Origin of the sequence: Actinoplanes xinjiangensis (assembly GCF_003148685.1) — a bacterium.
Lineage (GTDB): Bacteria > Actinomycetota > Actinomycetes > Mycobacteriales > Micromonosporaceae > Actinoplanes > Actinoplanes xinjiangensis.
Genome location: NZ_QGGR01000003.1, coordinates 1 through 17,702 on the forward strand (window position 1 = coordinate 1; position 17,702 = coordinate 17,702).

Here is a 17,702-nt window from a genome sequence, read left to right on the forward strand (position 1 = left end):
CGCCCAACGCCCAACGCCCAACGCCCAACGCCCAACGCCCAACGCCCAACGCCCAACGCCCAACGCCCAACGCCCAACGCCGACCAAGGGTGGCACGGCGGAGCCGTGCAAGGCCGAGCGCCGGACCGCGTCAGGCCGCTGCTGGGGAGGGGTGGCGCAGGTCGACGTCGTAGCGGTTGCCTCGGGGTGAGTGGCAGGTGACGGTGTCGCCGACGTGCAGGCGCGGGTCGGTGGCGTAGAGGAGGGCCAGGCGGTCCTCGGGTGAGGAGTCACCAGCGTCGGATGCGACGAGCAACGAGGCGATCTCGTCGATCAGGGTGACGTCGCCGGAGTCCCAGGAGGGCAGGTCGGACCACGCTTCGGTGAGGGGGCGCCCGTCCAGGTCGGCGAGCATGGCGCGGTCGGCTCCCCAGAAATCCCACAGCAGGGTTTCGTCGCCCATCCGGTGGGCCAGCTCGGTGACGACATACTTCCGGATGAACAAGGGGCCGCCGAGGGGGATGCCGGGGCCCACACCGTACGTCTCGGGGTCGATCTCGCCGCGCCGGAAGGCGAGCCAGGACTGGGCCGCGGTGCGCAACCCGCCGGGGCCGAGAGGAACGTCGGCGGCGTCGACCGGGAAGCCGGCCGCCGGGTCGAGCTGGGTGTCGGTGGCGATCCAGCGGCTGCCGTCGTGGTACTCGGTGATGACGTGGTCGCAGTGGAAGCCGGGATGGAAGTAGTCGGCGAAGCCGACCCGGCTGCGGGCGGGAACACCTCCGGCCCGTAACGCCGCGACGGTGAGCAGGGTGAAGTCACGACAGCAGCCGACGATCCGCTGGTCGGCCGGGCGTGGCTCGTCGAGGGGCACGCCGGGCGGCAGAGTGTCGAGCATGGTCTCCACCCAGCGGCTGTCGATCTCGGCGAGCCGGTCAGGCGGGAAGTCGAGGCCGGACGCGCGGTAGTGCACGACAAGATTCCGGACAGCGGCACCGACCACGGCGACAACATCGGAACACCCGGCAGCTCCGGAAAGACCGGCACCCACAGAAGCGACACCGCCAGAAAGACCGGCACCCGCAGAGGCAGCACCGCCGAAAAGACCGGCACCCACAGAGGCAGCACCGCCGAAAAGACCGGCACCCACAGAGGGAGCGCCGCCGAAAAGACCGGCACCCACAGAAGTGGCACCGCCGGACGGAGCGGCATCCGACGGGGCAGCGCCACCGGGAAGAGCGGCATCCGGAAGGGCGGCGGTGCCGGAAAGGGCGGCAAGGCGGCCGAGGTGACGGCCGGGATCGGAGAAGCGGGTCTGTCGTGTGTAGTCCATCGGTCTCACCCTTCGAAAGGCTGGGCCACGTGCACGAACGGGTCGGTCGCGGCGAGTCTGTCCCAGCTGTCCAGATAGATCTCGCGCGGTGGCGCGGTGTGGATCAGGCCCGCGGCGCGGACGTGCTGGAAGACCGCCTCGTAGGCCTGGGTGATGCGGGGATAGAAGCAGTCATCGCGGGTGACCTCCGCATACGCCACCAGGCGGGCCGGCTCGATCCGGATGGTGATCCGGCCGGACGGCTCGATCGGGCCGGTGAACGGGACACAGACCTCGACCTGGGCCTCGCTGTCGGGGGTCACCTGGCCGTGGTAGATCACCCAGTGCTCACCGGTCGCCGCGGCGTCCTGATCCTCCAGGTGGCGGCGGATCTCCCACTCGGCGGCGCCGATCTCCGGCACGAGGTGCTCCTGGTCGACCTCGATGTGCAGGGTCGCGACCTTCCGCGCCGGGCGGGCGTCGATGTGGACGGCATATCGCCGTGGTGGCTCGTCGCCGTGTGCGAGCCGGGTGCGCAGCCAGGTGTAGCTCTCGCGCCGGGCCGCGGCCGCCGCCTCCTCGGCGGCCCACCACCGGTCGAGCCGGCGCACCGCTTCGGCATCGGGCAGGTCGAGTGTCTCGGCGATGACGGCGAGGGGCATGCCGAGCCGGCGCAGCAGGCTGATCCGGCTCGCCCGGTCGAGTTGACCGGCGGTGTATCGCCGGTAGCCGCTGGGATCCACCTCGGCCGGTGGCAGCAGACCGGACCCCTCGTAGAGCCGCAGCGCCTTGACGGAGAGCCCGGCCCGCCGGCCGAACTCCCCGATGGTCATGGCTCGACCCTCCACAGAACCGCTGTTCATGGATTCGATGGTGGAGCCTGCCCCAGGGGCCGAGTAAAGGGGGCACACTGATCGAATGCAGCTCCCGCTGAACCCACCGGTCAAGCCGATGCTCGCCAAACCCGTCGCGGACATCCCGCCCGGCCAGGTCTACGAGCCGAAATGGGATGGATTCCGGTCGATCGTCTTCCGGGACGGCGACGAGGTGGAGATCGGCAGCCGCAACGAGAAACCGATGACCCGGTACTTCCCCGAGGTGGTCGAGGCGATCCTCGCCGAGTTCCCGGAGCGCGCGGTGATCGACGGCGAGGTGATCGTCGCCGACACCGAGCGCAACACGCTCGACTTCGAGGCTCTCCAGCAGCGCATTCATCCGGCGGCGAGCCGCGTCAGACTGCTCTCCGAGCAGACCCCGGCCAGTTTCGTGGCGTTCGACCTGCTCGCGCTCGGCGACGAGGACCTGACCGAACTGCCGTTCCAGAGAAGACGCGAGATGCTGGTGAAGTGCCTGGAGAACGCCAAACCTCCGGTGTACGTGACACCCGCGACCGACGATCTGGAGACGGCCCGCCGCTGGTTCGCCGAGTTCGAGGGCGCCGGGCTGGACGGCCTGATCGCGAAGGCCCGTGATCTCACCTATCAGCCGGACAAGCGGGTGATGGCGAAGGTCAAGCACAAACGCACCGCGGACTGTGTGGTGGCCGGTTACCGGGTGCACAAGTCGGCGGAGAACCGGATCGGCTCGCTGCTGCTGGGCCTGCACGACGAGCGCGGCGTCCTGGTGAGCGTCGGGGTGATCGGCTCGTTCTCGATGAAGATCCGGGAGGAGCTGTTCGAGGAGTTGCAGCCGCTGGTCACCACGTTCGAGGGACACCCGTGGAACTGGGCGGCGCACGAGCAGGGTGAGCGGACCCCCCGGAAGAACGAGGTGAGCAGGTGGAACGCGGGCAAGGACCTGTCGTTCACGCCGCTGCGCCCCGAACGGGTGGTCGAGGTCCGCTACGACTACATGGAGGGCGTCCGGTTTCGGCACACCGCCCAGTTCGAACGGTGGCGCCCCGATCGCGACCCGCTGACCTGCACATATGAGCAGCTGGAGCGGCCGGTGCGGTTCGATCTGGCCGAGGTGCTGACCAGCCGCTGACGGAGCGCCGGGCGCGGACCGGATAGGGTCGTTGCGTGGATCGTCGCTCACGCCTGGCTGTCGCAGTCCTCTCCGTGCTGGTTCTGACGGCGGGGTGCACGCTGCCCGCGTTCGCCCCGGACGGCTCCGATCAGCCGGCGCGCCAGGGCGGCGCGAGCACTCCCGCCCCGGCCGAATCCGGCTCGGCGATCCGGTGGAAACCGTGCCCCGAGGTGCCTCGCGGGCTGGTCGGCCGGACGGCGGCGGGCATGACCTACGACTGCGCCACGGTTCCGGTGCCGAAGGACTGGGCGGCGCCGGTCGCCGGGGAGACGTACGGCATCGACATGATCCGCATCCGGTCGGACCGGCAGAAGGACCGGATCGGTTCGCTGCTGCTGAACCCGGGCGGCCCGGGTGGTTCCGGCATCGACGTGGCGGTCTACCTGTCCTTCGGGCAGGCGCTGGGTGGCCTGCCCACCGAGGTCACCGACCGGTTCGACATCGTCGGGTTCGATCCGCGTGGTGTCGGCGAGTCCGACCCGGTGAAGTGCATCTCCACGAAGGATCAGGACGCGAGTTTCGCCGCCGACCCGGATCCGGCCGAGCAGGCCGCGTTCGACGAGATCGCGGCGCTGAACAAGCGGATCGCCGACGGCTGCGCGAAGGAGTACGGGCCGAGCCTGCGCACGTACTCGACCGAGCAGGCGGCCCGTGACCTGGACGCGCTGCGTGCCGCGGTCGGCGACGAGAAACTGACATACCTGGGTTTCTCGTACGGGACGCTGCTCGGCGCGACGTATGCCCAGCTGTTTCCGAAGAACGTGCGGGCCCTGGTGCTGGACGGCGCGGTGGACCCGACCGAGAACTACGTGTCCGGCTCGGAGCAGCAGGCGAAAGGCTTCGAGCGGGCGTTCACCAACTTCACGAAATGGTGTACGCAGAACGCCGCCAAGTGCCCGATCGCGCCGGACGCCCGCGGTGCGGTGACCGACGCTCTGGCGAAGGCGGAGACGTCACCGGTGCCCGGAGCAGACGGGCGGGAGGCCACGCCGGGCTGGATCTTCCTGAGCGTGATCTCGTCGCTCTACACCGAGTCCGGCTGGACCAGCCTGGCCGAGGCGATCGACGCGCTGGCGGCCGGCGACGCCGAGGGTGTCTTCGAACTGGCCGACCAGTACGCGGAGCGCGAGGACGGCAAGTACTCCAACCTGTTCGACGCCAACCTGGCGGTGAACTGCGCGGACACCGACAAGGCGCCGACCGTGGCGGAGGTGCGGCGGCTACAGGGCGAGTGGCGCACGAAGTACCCGATGTTCGGCCCGGCGCTGGCGATCGGGATGCTGCCGTGCACCTACTGGGGCGGCCAGCGTGACCCGTACCCGGTGGGCAAGGCGGAGGGTGCGCCGCCGATCGTGGTGGTGGGCACCACCGGTGACCCGGCGACGCCGTACGAGAACACCGCCGACCTGGCGAACATGCTGGGTGTCGGGCACGTGCTGACGTGGGAGGGCGAGGGGCACACCGCCTACCCGTCGACCGCCTGCATCCGGGACGCCGTCGACGCGTACCTCATCGATCTGAAGGTCCCGCAGGAGGGTCTGCGCTGTCCGCCGAAGTGACGGTGATGCCCTGGCGGGCGGCCATCTCCTCGAGCAGGGCCCGGGTGACCCGCAGATTCTCCTTGAGTTCCTCCTGCTCCTCGTGACGGAACGCGTCGTTGTTCACGATGAGCTTGCTGGAGAAGTGGGCGGTGATCAGCGGGATCACCAGCAGCACCATGACCGAGATGAGGATCCCGGCCATCACGCGGCCCTGCCACGACTTGGGTGAGATGTCGCCGTATCCGACGGTGGAGGCGGTGACGACCGCCCACCAGACCGAGTCGCCGAACGACATGCCCTTCTCGAAACGGTCGTAGAGGGTCCCGCAGACGACGATCAGGATCGAGTACGCGAGCAGCAACTTCTTCGGTGAGTTGGCCAGCCAGACGAGCCCGGCGTAGAAGAGTCGTGGCAGCGTGAGCAGCGCATGCATGTCGTCATCGTGCCCGACGTGAAGGGTCCATGACAGCCCGTGACAAGCTTCCGATCATGCAGATCCGGATCGCCACCCGTGCCGACGTCCCCGCCGTCCTCAGCCTGCTCGCCGACGATCACATCAGCCGCGACCGGGGTTTCGGTGTCGTTCCCGAGTCGGTCGACGCCGCCGTGTGGGCCGCCTTCGAGGCGATCGACGCGGACGACCGTAACGAGCTGATCGTCGCCGTCGACGGCGACGAGGTGATCGGCACGTGCCAGCTCACCTTCATCCCGGGGCTGAGCCGCAACGGGGCCGAGCGGATGCTGATCGAGGCGGTCCGGATCGACGTGGGCCGGCGCGGGCAGGGGCTCGGCGGGGAGCTGATCCGGTGGACGATCGAGCGGGCCCGCGAACGTGGCTGCGCGATCGTCCAGCTGACCACCGACAAACGGCGCACCGACGCACACCGCTTCTACACCGCACTCGGCTTCGAGGCCTCCCATGAGGGCATGAAGCTGCTGCTCCGCGACACGAACCGATAGGACTACTTCAGGTCGCGGTCCTTGGAGGGCTGCACCCGCTTGGGCTCGCCCGGCATCTTCGGGTGGTCCGGCGGGTAGGGCAGGTCGCCGAGACCGTCGCGTTCGTCGCGCTTCACCCACTCCAGCAGCGGGGTGAGGTCGTGGGCGACGTCGTCGATGCCGGCGTGCGGGTCGCCGACGGCGGCGAACCGGGGCGGCATGGTCCGCAGATCGAAGTCGTCGGGTTCGGCGGAGGCCAGCTCGTCCCAGGTGACCGGGGCGGAGACGGTGGCGCGGGCGTTGGCCCGCAGCGAGTAGGCGCAGGCGATGGTCCGGTCCCGGGCCATCTGGTTGTAGTCGAGGAAGACCCGCTCGCCGCGCTCCTCCTTCCACCAGGAGGTGGTGATGCCGGCCGGGTTGCGGCGCTCCACCTCCCGGGCCAGGGCGATGGCGGCACGGCGCACGTCCACGAACGACCACTGCGGGGCGATCCGCACGTAGACGTGGACGCCACGGCCGCCGGACGTCTTCGGGTAACCGGTCCAGCCCAGGTCGGCGAGGACCGCACGGACCACTTCGGCGGTGGCGATCACGTCGGCGAAGCCGGTGCCCGGCTGGGGATCGAGGTCGATGCGTAGTTCGTCGGGCTCGTCGGGGGCGCCGGCGCGCACCGGCCAGGGGTGGAAGACCACGGTGCCCATCTGGGCGGCCCAGGCGACGTGCGCCAGGTCGGCCGGGCTGAGTTCGTCGGCCGTACGCATGCTGGGGAATCTGATCGTCGCGGTCCTGATCCAGTCGGGGACGCCGCGGGTGGGGATGCGTTTCTGGTAGAACGCCTCGCCCTCGATGCCGTCGGGGAAGCGCTGGAGGGTGGTGGGGCGGTCGCGCAGCGCCCGCAGGATGCCGTCACCGACCGCCAGGTAATACTCGAAGACGTCCCGTTTGGTGAATCCGCGCCCCGGAAAGACGATCTTGTCGGGGCTGCTCAGGCGCACGGTGTGCCCGGCGATCTGATGCTCTTCAGCAGCGGCTTTCGGCATGGCCCGAGCCTACGGCCCGGAACGCCGTAGGGCCGCCCGGCGCGGCCACAGCCGGAGAGCCGGAGGCCCGGAACGCCGTAGGGCCGCCCGGCCACAGCCGGAGAGCCGGAGGCCGGAACGCCGTAGGGCCGCCCGGCGAACCGGGCGGCCGTTGCGGGAATCAGGCGTTGCGACGGCGGCGCGTGTACCAGATGGCCGTGACGCCACCGGCCAGCATCAGGCCGCCGAGGGCCAGGATGCCGCCGAGCGGGGCGCCGGTGACCGCCAGCGTCGTGCCGACGCTGACGCCTTGGCCGTGGGCGCTGGTGGAGGGCCGGGGCCCGGCGGTCGCCGAGTTGACGCCGGTGCCCGGGGTGCCCGCGATGGTGCCGGTCGGCAGGCTCTGCGTCACGGACGGGGTCACGGACGGGCTCAGGCCCTGCGACGGCGTGTACCCGGGACGGCCGCGGGTGGGGCCGGTGGGTGCGGCGGTCGTCGTCTTGACGGCGGGTGCGGCCGGGGTGGTGGCCGTCGTCGCCGGGGTCGTCACTACCGGCGTTCCGGGCACCTGCTGGACGGTGCCGCCGTAACCCGGGTTGCCCCGCTGATCACCGGTGTCGGGACTCGGCGTCATGATCGCGTGAGCGGCCTTCTGCTGGACGTCAGCCGCCGTTGCGGGGGCTCCGCCGAGGGCCAGAGCAGCGAGAACAGTGGCACCGACCGTGGCGAGTCCAGCGGCCGGACGGCGCGAAAAGCTCATGAGGAGTATCCGTTCTGTTGCGGAAGGTACGTTCCATGGTCGCACGGGAGCTTAACGGTAATTGCCCGTTTTACCCGGAAACACCCCGGGGCGGGTCTTCAGCCCGGAAGACCACCGAAACGGTGACTCCGCCACAAATGGGACAGCGCGCACACCTTGAGCTCGAACTGGGGATCCGCGGCGAACAACCCACCGCTGTAGGGAGCGTGCAACCGCACGGTGGCGCCGGAGTCGAGATAGACCGAGACCACCGTCCGGCGCCCGCGCCGCTCCGCCCGCAGGTCCACGACGTGACTCCAGGGGGCCACCCCCTCTTCGAAGACCGAGGAGGTACGGATCCCGCCGTCACCCACCTCGATTCCGGTGCGGCGCCCGGCCAGCAGACCGGCGACGGCCCCGACCAGCAGCGGTGCCGCGATCAGCGCCGCCCACATCCAGGCGGGTGGCCGGGACCACAGCAACGCGGCCAGCACCCCCGTCGTGACACTCACCGCGGCGCCGAACACACCGAGATAGAGACCGTGGCCGACACCCTGCTGCCAGGTCGGCCGGAACGTCGCGGGAGATGCACCTTCCATGACCGCTCAACTCCGGGTGAACATCACTCCTGGCGGACCGGGCGTGCGACGTACGGTTGACAGCATGACGACCGATCTGCCTACCACTCAGGACGAGTGGCGCATCCGCCTGTCCCCGGAGGAGTTCTACGTGCTCCGCGAGGCCGGTACGGAGCCGCCCTGGAGTGGTGAGTACGTGGAGACGAAAACCGAGGGCGTCTACAACTGCCGGGCCTGTGGCGCGGCGCTGTACGAGAGCGGGAGCAAGTTCGACAGCCACTGCGGGTGGCCGTCCTACGACGACGCCCTCCCGGGCGCGGTCCGCGAGATCGAGGACCGTGGCCTCGGGATGGTCCGGACCGAGATCCGGTGCGCCAACTGTGATTCACACCTGGGTCACGTTTTCCGGGGCGAGGGTTTCACCCCGAAGAACACGCGGCACTGCGTGAACAGTCTGTCGATCAGGCTGGATCCCGCCGCCTGAGATCCTCGATCACGTAGGAGACACCGTTCTCCGCGGTGATCGTGCCGCTGGACCCGGTGACGACCCAGTCGTCACCGAGTTCCGGGGCCCAGGTGTCGCCGGCCACGTCGAGATCGATCCTGGTCCGCACGATGTGGCCGGCCCGCGGAAGGAAGGCGGCGTAGACGTCGCCGCCGCCCATCACCCAGAAGTCGTCCGCCGGCACGTCGTCGAGTGACCGCGCGACGGTCGCGCCGGGCGCCGCCCAGTCCGGCGAGCGGGTGAGCACGATGTTCTCCCGGCCGGGCAGCGGGCGGCGGGGCAGCGACTCCCAGGTGGCGCGGCCCATCACGACCGCGGCGCCCAGGGTCCGTTCCTTGAACGTCTTCTGCTCGCCGGGGACGTGCCACGGGATGGTGTTGCCGGCGCCGATCACCCGCCCACGGGCCTCGGCCCAGATCATGTGGACGCTCATACCGCGACGGGTGCCTTGATCAGCGGGTGGTGCCGGTAGTCCACCACGGTGAAGTCCTCGAACTCGTGCTCGAAGAGACTCTCCCGCGGCTTGATCTCGAGTGTGGGGAAGGGGTACGGCTCCCGGGTGAGCTGCTCCTTCACCTGCTCGATGTGGTTGGTGTAGATGTGCACGTCGCCGCCGACCCAGATGAAGTCGCCGGGCTCCAGGCCCACGTGGGCGGCGATCAGCTGGGTGAGCAGGGCGTAGCTGGCGATGTTGAACGGCACGCCCAGGAACAGGTCGGCGCTGCGCTGGTAGAGCTGGCAGGAGAGCCGGCCGTCGGCCACGTAGAACTGGAACAGCGCGTGGCACGGCGCCAGCGCCATGTCCGGGATGTCGGAGACGTTCCACGCCGAGACGATCATGCGCCGTGAGTCCGGGTTCGCCCGGATCGTCTCCACCACCTCGGCCAGCTGGTCGACATCACCCCGCGACGTCGGCCAGGACCGCCACTGCTTGCCGTAGACCGGCCCCAGAGAGCCGTCCGGAGCGGCCCACTCGTCCCAGATCGTCACGCCCTGCTCGCGCAGCCACCGGACGTTGGTGTCGCCCCGGAGGAACCACAGCAGCTCCACGGCGAGCGACTTGAAGTGCACCCGCTTCGTGGTGATCAGCGGGAAGCCCTGGGACAGGTCGTACCGGAGACGCTCACCGAAGAGGCTGAGCGTCCCCGTACCGGTGCGGTCGCTCTTGGGAGTGCCGGACTCCAGGACGCGCCGCAGGAGAGCTTCGTATTGGGTGTCGACAGCCATGCCGGTAAAACTAGCGGAGCTTCCCGCCGATGCTGACGATCCGCCGGGCGAGGTGATCCAGAGCGGCGTGCTGTGCGTCACCCAGGGGGGCGTCGTTGCTGCCACCGGTGACGTGCGAGACGCCGTACGGGTTGCCGTCGGCGAACTTCAGCGGATCGGTGTAACCGGGTGCCACCACCACACCACCGAAGTGGTAGATGGTGTTGTAGAGCGCCAGCAGCGTGGACTCCTGCCCGCCGTGCTGGGTCATCGAGGCGGTGAACCCGGCGTACGCCTTGTTCGCCAGCTGACCCTGCGACCACTGCGGGCCGAGCGTGTCCAGGAACTGCTTGAGCTGGCTGGCCACGTTGCCGTACCGGGTCGGTGTGCCGAACAGCACGGCGTCGGCCCAGACCACGTCGTCGGCGGCGGCCTTCGGCTCGTTCTTGGTCCGGTCGAAGTGCTGGCTCCACGCCGCGTTGGAGGCGATCGCCTCCGCGGGGGCCAGCTCGGCGACCTGGCGCAGCCGCACCTCGGCGCCGGCCTTCTCGGCGGCCTCGGCCAGTCGCTGAGCCATGGAGTGGATCGTGCCGGTCGACGAGTAATAGACGATCGCAAGTTTGACATCAGCCATGACTCAAGGAGATCTCCCCCGGGACCCGGCCGAAACGTTTATAGATGAATTTCACTGCCGTCCTCGTCGTCCAGCCAGACGCCGTCGGTGGCCAGGTAGCGGAACTTGTAGTCACCCGGGTCCAGCGACACGCTGACCGTCCGGGTGCCGTTGCGCCGCACCTGCAACTCGTGCCTCCCCGGCTCCCAGCCGTTGAAGTCGCCGACCACGCTGACGGTCCCGGCCGGCTCGTCGGCCGGCAGGGAGAAGGTCACCCTGGTCTTGGTACCGAACAGCTTGCTCTTCTTGATCATGACGTCCTCCAGCCTTCACCGGTACAACGTCGCACTGCCGCGTATGTTGTGCCGATGCATCCCGAACCTCACGACGAGCTGCGAGTGGCGTCCTTCCGCGACCTGGACACCACCACCCTCTACGAAATTCTCAAGCTTCGCAGCGAGGTCTTCGTGGTCGAGCAGGAATGTGCCTACCTTGATCCGGACGGACGGGACACCGAGCCCGGAACCCGGCATGTCTGGTTCGCCCAGGGCAAGAAGGTCCGGGCCTACCTGCGGATTCTCAGTGACCACGGGGTGGAGCGGATCGGCCGGGTGGTGACCGCCCCGGAGGCCCGCGGAGCCGGGCTGGCCGGGCGCCTGATCACCGAGGCGATCACCGTGATCGGCAATCGCCCCAGTGTGCTGGACGCCCAGGCCCACCTGGCCGGCTTCTACGGCAGGTTCGGGTACGTCGTGGACGGCCCGGAATTCCTGGAGGACGGCATCCCGCACGTGCCGATGGCCCGCGGCGCGGCGCAGCGGGAGCCGGCCGGCTAGGGAAGGTCGGCGATCAGCTCGGTGACCGATCGGCGGCGCCCGGTGTAGAACGGCACCTCCTCGCGGACGTGCAGCCGCGCCTTCGAGGCCCGCAGGTCACGCATCAGGTCGACGATCCGGTGCAACTCGTCGGCCTCGAACGCGAGCATCCACTCGTAGTCACCGAGCGCGAAGGACGCGACCGTGTTGGCGCGCACGTCCGGGTACGGCCGGGCCATCCGGCCGTGCTCGGCGAGCATCGCGCGGCGCTCCTCGTCGGGCAGCACATACCACTCGTAGGAGCGGACGAACGGGTAGACGCACAGGTAGGCGCGGGGGTCCTCACCGGCGAGGAAGGCCGGCAGGTGGCTGCGGTTGAACTCGGCCGGGCGGTGCAGCGCCATCTGCGACCAGACGGGCGCCAGGTGGCGGCCCAGCGCGGTGCGGCGGAACATCCCGTAGGCGTCCTGGAGCGCGTCCGGCGAGCCGGAGTGCCACCACACCATGATGTCGGCGTCGGCGCGCAGGCCGGACACGTCGTAGGTGCCGCGGATCGTCACGTCCTTGCCCGCGAGCTGCTCGAACAGCCCGTCGACCTCACCGGCCATCTCGTCGCGCAACGCCGGCAGGGGCGACGACACCCGGTACACCGACCACATCGTGTAACGGATCGTCGCGTTCAGCTCATTGATGCGGGAAGCATTGGTCTGCTCGGTCATCGATTTCCCTCCAGGTACTTGCTCACATCGTCCGCCGCACGCTCGCCACTGGCCACACACACCGGGATGCCGACACCGTCGAACGCCGCCCCGGCCAGGGCCAGACCCTCCGGCAGCCCGGCCCGCACCCGTGCCACCCGGCCGGCGTGACCGGGCGCATACTGCGGGAGGCCGCCACCCCAGCGCTGCACCCAGGAATCCACCGGGGTGGGCAGCGCGGTGCCGATCAGCTCGCCCAGCTCCCGGCGGGCCACGGCCAGCAGCGACGCGTCGTCGAGCTGCAGCCGATCCTCCTCGCCGGCGCGCCCCAGCGACACCCGCACGACCACCGGGCCGGGCTCCCGCGCCAGATGCGGCCACTTCGTGGTGAAGAACGTGGCCGCCTTGACCAGCGTGCCCTCCCCCGGCGGAACCAGGAAGCCGGACAGATCGGGCAGGGACGTCCCCGCGGGCAGAGCCAGCGCGGCGAGCGCGACGCTCGCATAATCCAGGGCCGCGATCTCCACCCCGGCGTCACCGAGCAGCCGCGCCGCCGGTTTCGCCGGGACCGCGAGGATCACCGCGTCCACCTCGTCCACCTGCGGCGCCGGCGTCGGCCCGAAGATCAACTTCCAACGGCCCCCGGTGGTACGGAGAAGCTCGCGCACCGGCAGCCCCAGCACCACGCGCGCGCCGGAGGCCGACACGGCGGCGCTGATCAGACGGCTCATCCCGCCGTCGACAGCCGCGAAGACCGGCCGGCCCGGTGTCCGCCGGCTGCGTGCCTGCGCGGCCCGGACCGCCCCGGCCAGGGTGTGCTCGGTCTCCGCCGTGGCCGCCAGCTGCGGCATCGTCACGCGCAACGACAGCCGGTCGGCCCGCCCCGCGTAGACCCCGCCCAGCATCGGGTCGACCAGCCGGTCCACCACCTCGTCGCCATACCGCTCGCGCACCAGCTCACCGACCGCCACGTCCGCGCCGGGGGCCAGCAGCGGAACGCCGCGGTCCACATCGGCGCCGTCGGCCGGCAGGGCCACGCCGTCCAGGGCGGACAGATCGCCGGGCACACCGACCAGGGTGCCACCGGGGATCGGGGTGAGCCGGCCGCCGATCGCCAGCGCGGCCGGACGCGCGGCCGGGTGCACCAGGGCGTCGCCGAGGCCGAGCCGGTGGGCCAGCGCGACGGCCGCGGACCCGCCGCCGTCCGGCCCGCTGTTCAGGAAGGACTCGGCACCCCGCTCGACCCGGCGCCCGCCCAGCTGACCGGTGTGGAGCTTGCCGCCCAGGGCGCTGCCCCGCTCATACACGACGATGTCGGCGCCGGAAGGGTGGAGATCCCGCAGCCGCACCGCCGCCGCAAGGCCCGCGATGCCGCCGCCGATGACCGCGATCCGCTTCCGCACGCTCTTCACACTCCCAGGTCGCGCCCGGCTCCGGCCACCGGGGGTCGGCCGCTGTGACGTCCGGCCGGCTGCATCGTCGCGCCGGCCGGGAGCGCCTTCCAGGGCCTTACGACCCGGAAACCTCGTGCACCAACGCGACCAGGCGGGTCAGGATCTCCGGGTCGGTCTCCGGCATGACGCCGTGGCCCAGGTTGAAGACGTGCCCCGGAGCGGCCCTGCCCTGCGCCAGGACGCGGCGGGTCTCCCGCTCGACGGTCTCCCAGCCGGCGAAGAGGATCGCCGGGTCCAGGTTGCCCTGCACCGCGCGGTCCGGGCCGATCCGCCGGGTCGCCTCGTCCAGCGGGGTCCGCCAGTCCACCCCGACCACGTCGGCGCCGGCCTCGCCCATCGCCTCCAGCAGCACGCCGGTGCCGACACCGAAGTGGATCCGCGGGACGCCGGCGTCGATCAGGCCGGTCAGCACCTTCGCCGAGTGCGGCATCACATGACGCCGGTAGTCGGCCTCGGAGAGCGCACCGGCCCACGAGTCGAACAGCTGGACCGCGCTGACCCCGGCGTCCACCTGAACGCGCAGGAACGTCAGCGTGATGTCGGCGAGGCGGGCGAGCAGGGCGTTCCACAGGTCGGGCGCCCCGTACATCATCGCCTTGGTCTTGAGGTAGGTCCGTGACGGACCGCCCTCGATGAGGTAACTGGCCAGCGTGAACGGCGCGCCGGCGAAGCCGATCAGCGGGGTCGCGCCGAGCTCGGCGACCAGCAGCCGGATCGCCTCGGTGACGAAGTCGACGTCGGCCGGGACGAGCGGGCGCAGCCGGGCCAGATCGGACTCGGCACGGATCGGCTCGGCCACCACCGGACCGGTGCCGGCCACGATGTCCAGATCGATGCCGGCCGCCGCGATCGGCACCACGATGTCACTGAAGAAGATCGCCGCGTCGACGTCGTGCCGCCGCACCGGCTGCAGGGTGATCTCGGTGACCAGGTCCGGTCGCCGGCACGACTCCAGCATGCCGACACCCTCCCGGATCTTGCGGTATTCCGGCAGCGAGCGCCCGGCCTGCCGCATGAACCAGACCGGGGTGTGCGTAACCGGCAGACCACGACACGCCCGGACAAAGGGGGAATCCTCAAGAACCGTCACCGAAACATCGTGCCACGCGAGCGATTCGTCCCGGCGGCGCGCCGAGCACGGGACGGCGGCGAGATCGGCATAGGCTGCCCCCATGGCGTCCCCCTCCGCTGCCCCCGAGGCGTTCACCCGCGCCGTCGCCGGGTTGCGCGCGGAGTCGCCGCGGCCGGAGATCCTGCTCGAGGAGATCGCCGCGCCCCAGCGGCTCGCGCCGTTCTCGTTCGCTCTCAGCGCCACCGTGCTCCGCGCCGGTGACGAGGTGGCGAGCGGCCGGCTCATCCTGCTGCACGACCCGGCCGGGCACGACGCCTGGCGCGGCGACCTGCGGCTGGTCACGCTGATCACCGCCGAGCTGGAGGACGATCTGGCCTCCGACCCGCTGCTGCCCGCGGTGGCCTGGACCTGGCTGACCGACGGGCTGGACCAGCACGCGGCGGCCTACACGGCGATCGGCGGCACGGTCACGCAGACCGCGTCCACCCGGTTCGGCGAGCTGGCCGGCCCGGACCCGACCGCCGACCTGGAGGTGCGGGCGTCCTGGACGCCCACCTCCGACGACTTCGGCGCGCACCTGCTCGGCTGGCTGGCGATGCTCGCCTCGACGGCCGGCCTGCCGCCGCCCGGAGTGGCCTCCATCAGCGACCGCCAGATGCGCGTCTAGCGAAGCCGGTCCGACCGAAGCCGGGCCGGTCTAGCCGTTGCCGCAGGCGCCCAGGGTCTCGCAGGCGACCTCGATCGGGATGGCCAGGCCGATGCCCTCGGCGTCGCGGGCCTTGGCCGTGGCGATGCCGACCACCTGACGGCTGGAGTTGACCACCGGACCGCCCGAGTTGCCCGGGTTGATCGGGGCGTCGAACTGGATCGTCGGCCCGTCCTCGGTGTTCCGGAACGCGCTGATCACGCCGGTGGTGACCGAGTCCTCCAGGCCGAGCGGCGCGCCCGCCACGAGCACCTGCTGGCCGGACTTCACCTCGCCGCCGGCGATCCCGAGCGCCTTGATCTCCCGGTTGGCCCGCAGCAGCGCCAGGTCCTTCTCCTGGTCCACCTTGACGATCGTCGCGTTGATCCGGGTGTTGCCGCGTTCCAGCGTCACCTGCCGGTCGCCGCCCTCGAACGTCTCCTCCACCACGTGGAAGTTGGTGAACAGGCTGGTCCGCCCGTTGGCCTCGCTGACCGCGAAGGCCGTGCCGGTGAACTCGCCGGCACGCACCCGGAAGACGCTGGGCAGCACGTCCTCGGCGATGCCCTCCGAATCGAAGGCGACCGAGGTCCGCTGCTTCTCCAGCTCGTCGACGCGGCCCTGCGACGTGTTGACCGCCTCGGTGAGGTCGTTGCTGCTCTGAATGATGGTCTCCACCCGGAACGCCTGCCAGCCCGAGACCAGGACCAGCGCGGCGACCAGGCCGAAGAGGATCGGCTTGGACCTGCTCCTGCGCGCCCGCGGCTCCGGCGGGGCGTAGGCCGGCTGCGAAGGCTGGTACTGCTGCGGCTGCTGGTACGTCTCGTAGACCGGCTGCCGGTACTGGGGCTCCTGGTACTGGGGCTCCTGGTACTGCGGTTCCTGGTACTGCGGCTGTTGGTACTGCGGCCGCTGGTACTGCGGCTCCTGCTGAGCCCACGGGTCCTGCGCCTGGTACTGCTCCTCCTGCCAGTTCCACTCCTGGGCACGGCGCCCACCGTCGGCTGGCGTGAAGGGCTGGAACGGGCTGGACATACGGCGCGGCCTCCCGGTGGTCTCGGCGCTGCGACAGGTGGTACGGACCGGAGCGGCAAACGGATGAACCCCCCGGAAGATCGAGAATCGACGCGCCGGGAGCCCTGCTGCGCACGGCGGGGGTGCTACCCCCGTACGGTTACGGAGTGACCGACGAAGCACCCCTGCGCCGTCGGGACTCGCCGGACACGGCAGGGGACGGACCGCACCTTGTGCCGCCCGACCCGACATCTGGCGGTCCCGAGGATTCCCGCCCCGCGACACCCCTGACCGCCCCACGTGACGGCACGCCCGCCCCGGTGGAGACCCCGGCCGAGTTGGCCGAGGTGGTCTCCCGGATGGCGGGCGGCACCGGCCCGATCGCCGTGGACGCCGAGCGCGCCTCCGGATACCGCTACACCCAGCGGGCCTACCTGGTGCAACTGCGCCGCGCCGGGTCCGGCACCGTGCTGATCGACCCGCTGCCGCTGGACGATCTGCGCACCCTGGACACGGCGCTCGCCGACACCGAGTGGGTGCTGCACGCCGCCAGCCAGGACCTGCCGTGCCTGGCCGAGCTGGGCATGCGCCCGCGGCGGCTGTTCGACACCGAGCTGGCCGCCCGCCTGGCCGGGTTCGAGCGGGTCGGCCTGGCCGCGCTCACCGAGCAGCTGCTCGGCTACTCGCTGGAGAAACACCATTCGGCGGCGGACTGGTCGACCCGTCCGCTGCCCGATTCGTGGCTCACCTATGCGGCGCTCGACGTGGAGATGCTCACCGATCTGCGTGACGTGCTCGCCGACGAGCTGGACCGGCAGGACAAGACGGCGTGGGCGGCCGAGGAGTTCGCCGCTCTGGTCGCCGGCGCCGACCGCCCGCCGCGGGTGCGGCCCGATCCGTGGCGCCGCACGTCCGGTATCCACCGGGTCCGTGGTGCCCGCGCCCAGTCCCGGGTCCGTGCGCTCTGGTATGCGCGGGACGGCGTCGCCGCCCGCCGCGACTCGGCGCCGGGCCGGGTCCTGCCCGATTCGGCGATCGTCGCGGCCGCCGAGGCCGATCCGAAGGACGAGCGCACGCTGCTGGGCATCCCGGGGTTCGGGGGCCGCTCGGTGCGGCGCCTGGCCCGGATCTGGCTGGACGCGCTCGATCAGGCGCGGGCCCTGCCGGACGACGCCCTCCCGGTGAACCAGCCGGTCGAGGGCCCACCGCCACCGCACCGCTGGGCCGAGCGCGACCCGGTCGCCGCGGCCCGGCTGGCCCGCTGCCGGCAGGTCGTCGTCGCCACCGCCGAGCAGCACAACCTGCCGCCGGAGAATCTGATCAGCCCGGACTTCATCAGGCGCCTGGCGTGGTCGCCCCCGGACGAGATCTCCGGACGGACGGTCGGTGACACGCTGCGCGGTTTCGGCGCCCGTAACTGGCAGGTGGGCCTGCTGGCCGACCAGCTCGCCGAGATCCTTCCCGAGCCGGCGTGACCTGACGACGGGAGCCCGGCTCGTGCGGGCCGG

Annotated in this window: 21 protein-coding genes; 7 read left to right on the forward strand and 14 right to left on the reverse strand. The window is 70.9% G+C overall.

Annotated features, from left to right (window positions below):
- Window positions 1-130 precede the first annotated feature (130 nt).
- Window positions 131-979: a transglutaminase-like domain-containing protein gene (locus tag BC793_RS06920; RefSeq protein ID WP_249037378.1), complete on the reverse strand. Its 849-nt coding sequence runs from the start codon at window positions 977-979 to the stop codon at window positions 131-133.
- A 335-nt stretch (window positions 980-1,314) separates the two neighbouring features.
- A complete protein-coding gene (locus tag BC793_RS06925; RefSeq protein WP_239169681.1) occupies window positions 1,315-2,121 on the reverse strand; it encodes a MerR family transcriptional regulator in 807 nt (268 codons plus the stop codon).
- 85 nt (window positions 2,122-2,206) lie between these two features.
- On the opposite strand from BC793_RS06925, the gene BC793_RS06930 reads away from it, so the two are divergent.
- Both BC793_RS06930 and BC793_RS06935 read left to right on the forward strand, forming a co-directional pair.
- Window positions 2,207-3,274 carry an ATP-dependent DNA ligase gene (locus tag BC793_RS06930; RefSeq protein ID WP_109590449.1) on the forward strand — a complete coding sequence of 356 codons (1,068 nt, stop codon included), beginning with the start codon at window positions 2,207-2,209 and terminating at the stop codon, window positions 3,272-3,274.
- A 35-nt stretch (window positions 3,275-3,309) separates the two neighbouring features.
- On the forward strand, window positions 3,310-4,875 hold the full coding sequence (locus BC793_RS06935) for an alpha/beta hydrolase (protein ID WP_109590451.1): 1,566 nt from the start codon (window positions 3,310-3,312) through the stop codon (window positions 4,873-4,875).
- On the opposite strand, the gene BC793_RS06940 is transcribed toward BC793_RS06935, so the two are convergent.
- Window positions 4,826-5,290 carry a potassium channel family protein gene (locus BC793_RS06940; protein ID WP_109590453.1) on the reverse strand — a complete coding sequence of 155 codons (465 nt, stop codon included), beginning with the start codon at window positions 5,288-5,290 and terminating at the stop codon, window positions 4,826-4,828. The genes BC793_RS06935 and BC793_RS06940 overlap by 50 nt on opposite strands.
- A gap of 56 nt (window positions 5,291-5,346) precedes the next feature.
- On the opposite strand from BC793_RS06940, the gene BC793_RS06945 reads away from it, so the two are divergent.
- A complete protein-coding gene (locus BC793_RS06945) occupies window positions 5,347-5,817 on the forward strand; it encodes a GNAT family N-acetyltransferase (RefSeq protein WP_109591426.1) in 471 nt (156 codons plus the stop codon).
- 2 nt (window positions 5,818-5,819) lie between these two features.
- On the opposite strand, the gene ligD is transcribed toward BC793_RS06945, so the two are convergent.
- The 3 genes from ligD to BC793_RS06960 all read right to left on the reverse strand — a co-directional run bounded on the left by ligD (window position 5,820) and on the right by BC793_RS06960 (window position 8,153).
- Window positions 5,820-6,836 carry a non-homologous end-joining DNA ligase gene (gene ligD, locus BC793_RS06950; RefSeq protein WP_109590455.1) on the reverse strand — a complete coding sequence of 339 codons (1,017 nt, stop codon included), beginning with the start codon at window positions 6,834-6,836 and terminating at the stop codon, window positions 5,820-5,822.
- A gap of 160 nt (window positions 6,837-6,996) precedes the next feature.
- Window positions 6,997-7,575 (reverse strand): hypothetical protein, encoded by a 579-nt coding sequence (locus tag BC793_RS06955; RefSeq protein WP_146246199.1) that lies wholly within the window; start codon window positions 7,573-7,575, stop codon window positions 6,997-6,999.
- 98 nt (window positions 7,576-7,673) lie between these two features.
- Window positions 7,674-8,153 (reverse strand): hypothetical protein, encoded by a 480-nt coding sequence (locus BC793_RS06960; RefSeq protein WP_109590459.1) that lies wholly within the window; start codon window positions 8,151-8,153, stop codon window positions 7,674-7,676.
- A 64-nt stretch (window positions 8,154-8,217) separates the two neighbouring features.
- Between BC793_RS06960 and msrB the strand changes: the two genes are divergently transcribed.
- Entirely contained in the window at window positions 8,218-8,616 is a 399-nt protein-coding gene (gene msrB, locus BC793_RS06965) for a peptide-methionine (R)-S-oxide reductase MsrB (RefSeq protein WP_109590461.1), read from the forward strand.
- Here msrB and BC793_RS06970 read toward each other — a convergent pair.
- The 4 genes from BC793_RS06970 to BC793_RS06985 are packed head-to-tail and all read right to left on the reverse strand — an operon-like array spanning window position 8,594 to window position 10,770.
- Window positions 8,594-9,070 (reverse strand): dihydrofolate reductase, encoded by a 477-nt coding sequence (locus tag BC793_RS06970; RefSeq protein WP_109590463.1) that lies wholly within the window; start codon window positions 9,068-9,070, stop codon window positions 8,594-8,596. The genes msrB and BC793_RS06970 overlap by 23 nt on opposite strands.
- The gene (locus BC793_RS06975; protein WP_109590465.1) at window positions 9,067-9,864 is read right to left on the reverse strand and encodes a thymidylate synthase; all 798 of its coding nucleotides are present in this window, start codon (window positions 9,862-9,864) and stop codon (window positions 9,067-9,069) included. The genes BC793_RS06970 and BC793_RS06975 overlap by 4 nt, the downstream gene beginning before the upstream one ends.
- Window positions 9,865-9,874: 10 nt before the next feature.
- Window positions 9,875-10,477 (reverse strand): NAD(P)H:quinone oxidoreductase, encoded by a 603-nt coding sequence (wrbA, locus tag BC793_RS06980; RefSeq protein WP_109590467.1) that lies wholly within the window; start codon window positions 10,475-10,477, stop codon window positions 9,875-9,877.
- Between the two features lie 38 nt (window positions 10,478-10,515).
- Window positions 10,516-10,770 (reverse strand): isoamylase early set domain-containing protein, encoded by a 255-nt coding sequence (locus BC793_RS06985; protein WP_109590469.1) that lies wholly within the window; start codon window positions 10,768-10,770, stop codon window positions 10,516-10,518.
- A gap of 54 nt (window positions 10,771-10,824) precedes the next feature.
- On the opposite strand from BC793_RS06985, the gene BC793_RS06990 reads away from it, so the two are divergent.
- Complete coding sequence (locus BC793_RS06990; RefSeq protein ID WP_109590471.1) at window positions 10,825-11,292, forward strand: GNAT family N-acetyltransferase; 468 nt, start codon at window positions 10,825-10,827, stop codon at window positions 11,290-11,292.
- On the opposite strand, the gene hemQ is transcribed toward BC793_RS06990, so the two are convergent.
- The 3 genes from hemQ to hemE form a co-directional block, all read right to left on the reverse strand.
- Window positions 11,289-11,990 (reverse strand): hydrogen peroxide-dependent heme synthase, encoded by a 702-nt coding sequence (gene hemQ / locus BC793_RS06995; protein WP_109590473.1) that lies wholly within the window; start codon window positions 11,988-11,990, stop codon window positions 11,289-11,291. The genes BC793_RS06990 and hemQ overlap by 4 nt on opposite strands.
- The gene (gene hemG / locus BC793_RS07000; protein ID WP_109590475.1) at window positions 11,987-13,381 is read right to left on the reverse strand and encodes a protoporphyrinogen oxidase; all 1,395 of its coding nucleotides are present in this window, start codon (window positions 13,379-13,381) and stop codon (window positions 11,987-11,989) included. The genes hemQ and hemG overlap by 4 nt, the downstream gene beginning before the upstream one ends.
- A 97-nt stretch (window positions 13,382-13,478) precedes the next feature.
- Window positions 13,479-14,513 carry a uroporphyrinogen decarboxylase gene (gene hemE / locus BC793_RS07005; RefSeq protein ID WP_239169684.1) on the reverse strand — a complete coding sequence of 345 codons (1,035 nt, stop codon included), beginning with the start codon at window positions 14,511-14,513 and terminating at the stop codon, window positions 13,479-13,481.
- Window positions 14,514-14,595: 82 nt separating this feature from the next.
- On the opposite strand from hemE, the gene BC793_RS07010 reads away from it, so the two are divergent.
- The gene (locus tag BC793_RS07010) at window positions 14,596-15,162 is read left to right on the forward strand and encodes a DUF3000 domain-containing protein (RefSeq protein ID WP_109590479.1); all 567 of its coding nucleotides are present in this window, start codon (window positions 14,596-14,598) and stop codon (window positions 15,160-15,162) included.
- A gap of 30 nt (window positions 15,163-15,192) precedes the next feature.
- Here BC793_RS07010 and BC793_RS07015 read toward each other — a convergent pair whose 3' ends face one another.
- The gene (locus BC793_RS07015) at window positions 15,193-16,215 is read right to left on the reverse strand and encodes a S1C family serine protease (RefSeq protein ID WP_109590480.1); all 1,023 of its coding nucleotides are present in this window, start codon (window positions 16,213-16,215) and stop codon (window positions 15,193-15,195) included.
- A gap of 146 nt (window positions 16,216-16,361) precedes the next feature.
- On the opposite strand from BC793_RS07015, the gene BC793_RS07020 reads away from it, so the two are divergent.
- Complete coding sequence (locus BC793_RS07020; RefSeq protein ID WP_109590482.1) at window positions 16,362-17,669, forward strand: ribonuclease D; 1,308 nt, start codon at window positions 16,362-16,364, stop codon at window positions 17,667-17,669.
- Window positions 17,670-17,702: the final 33 nt, after the last annotated feature.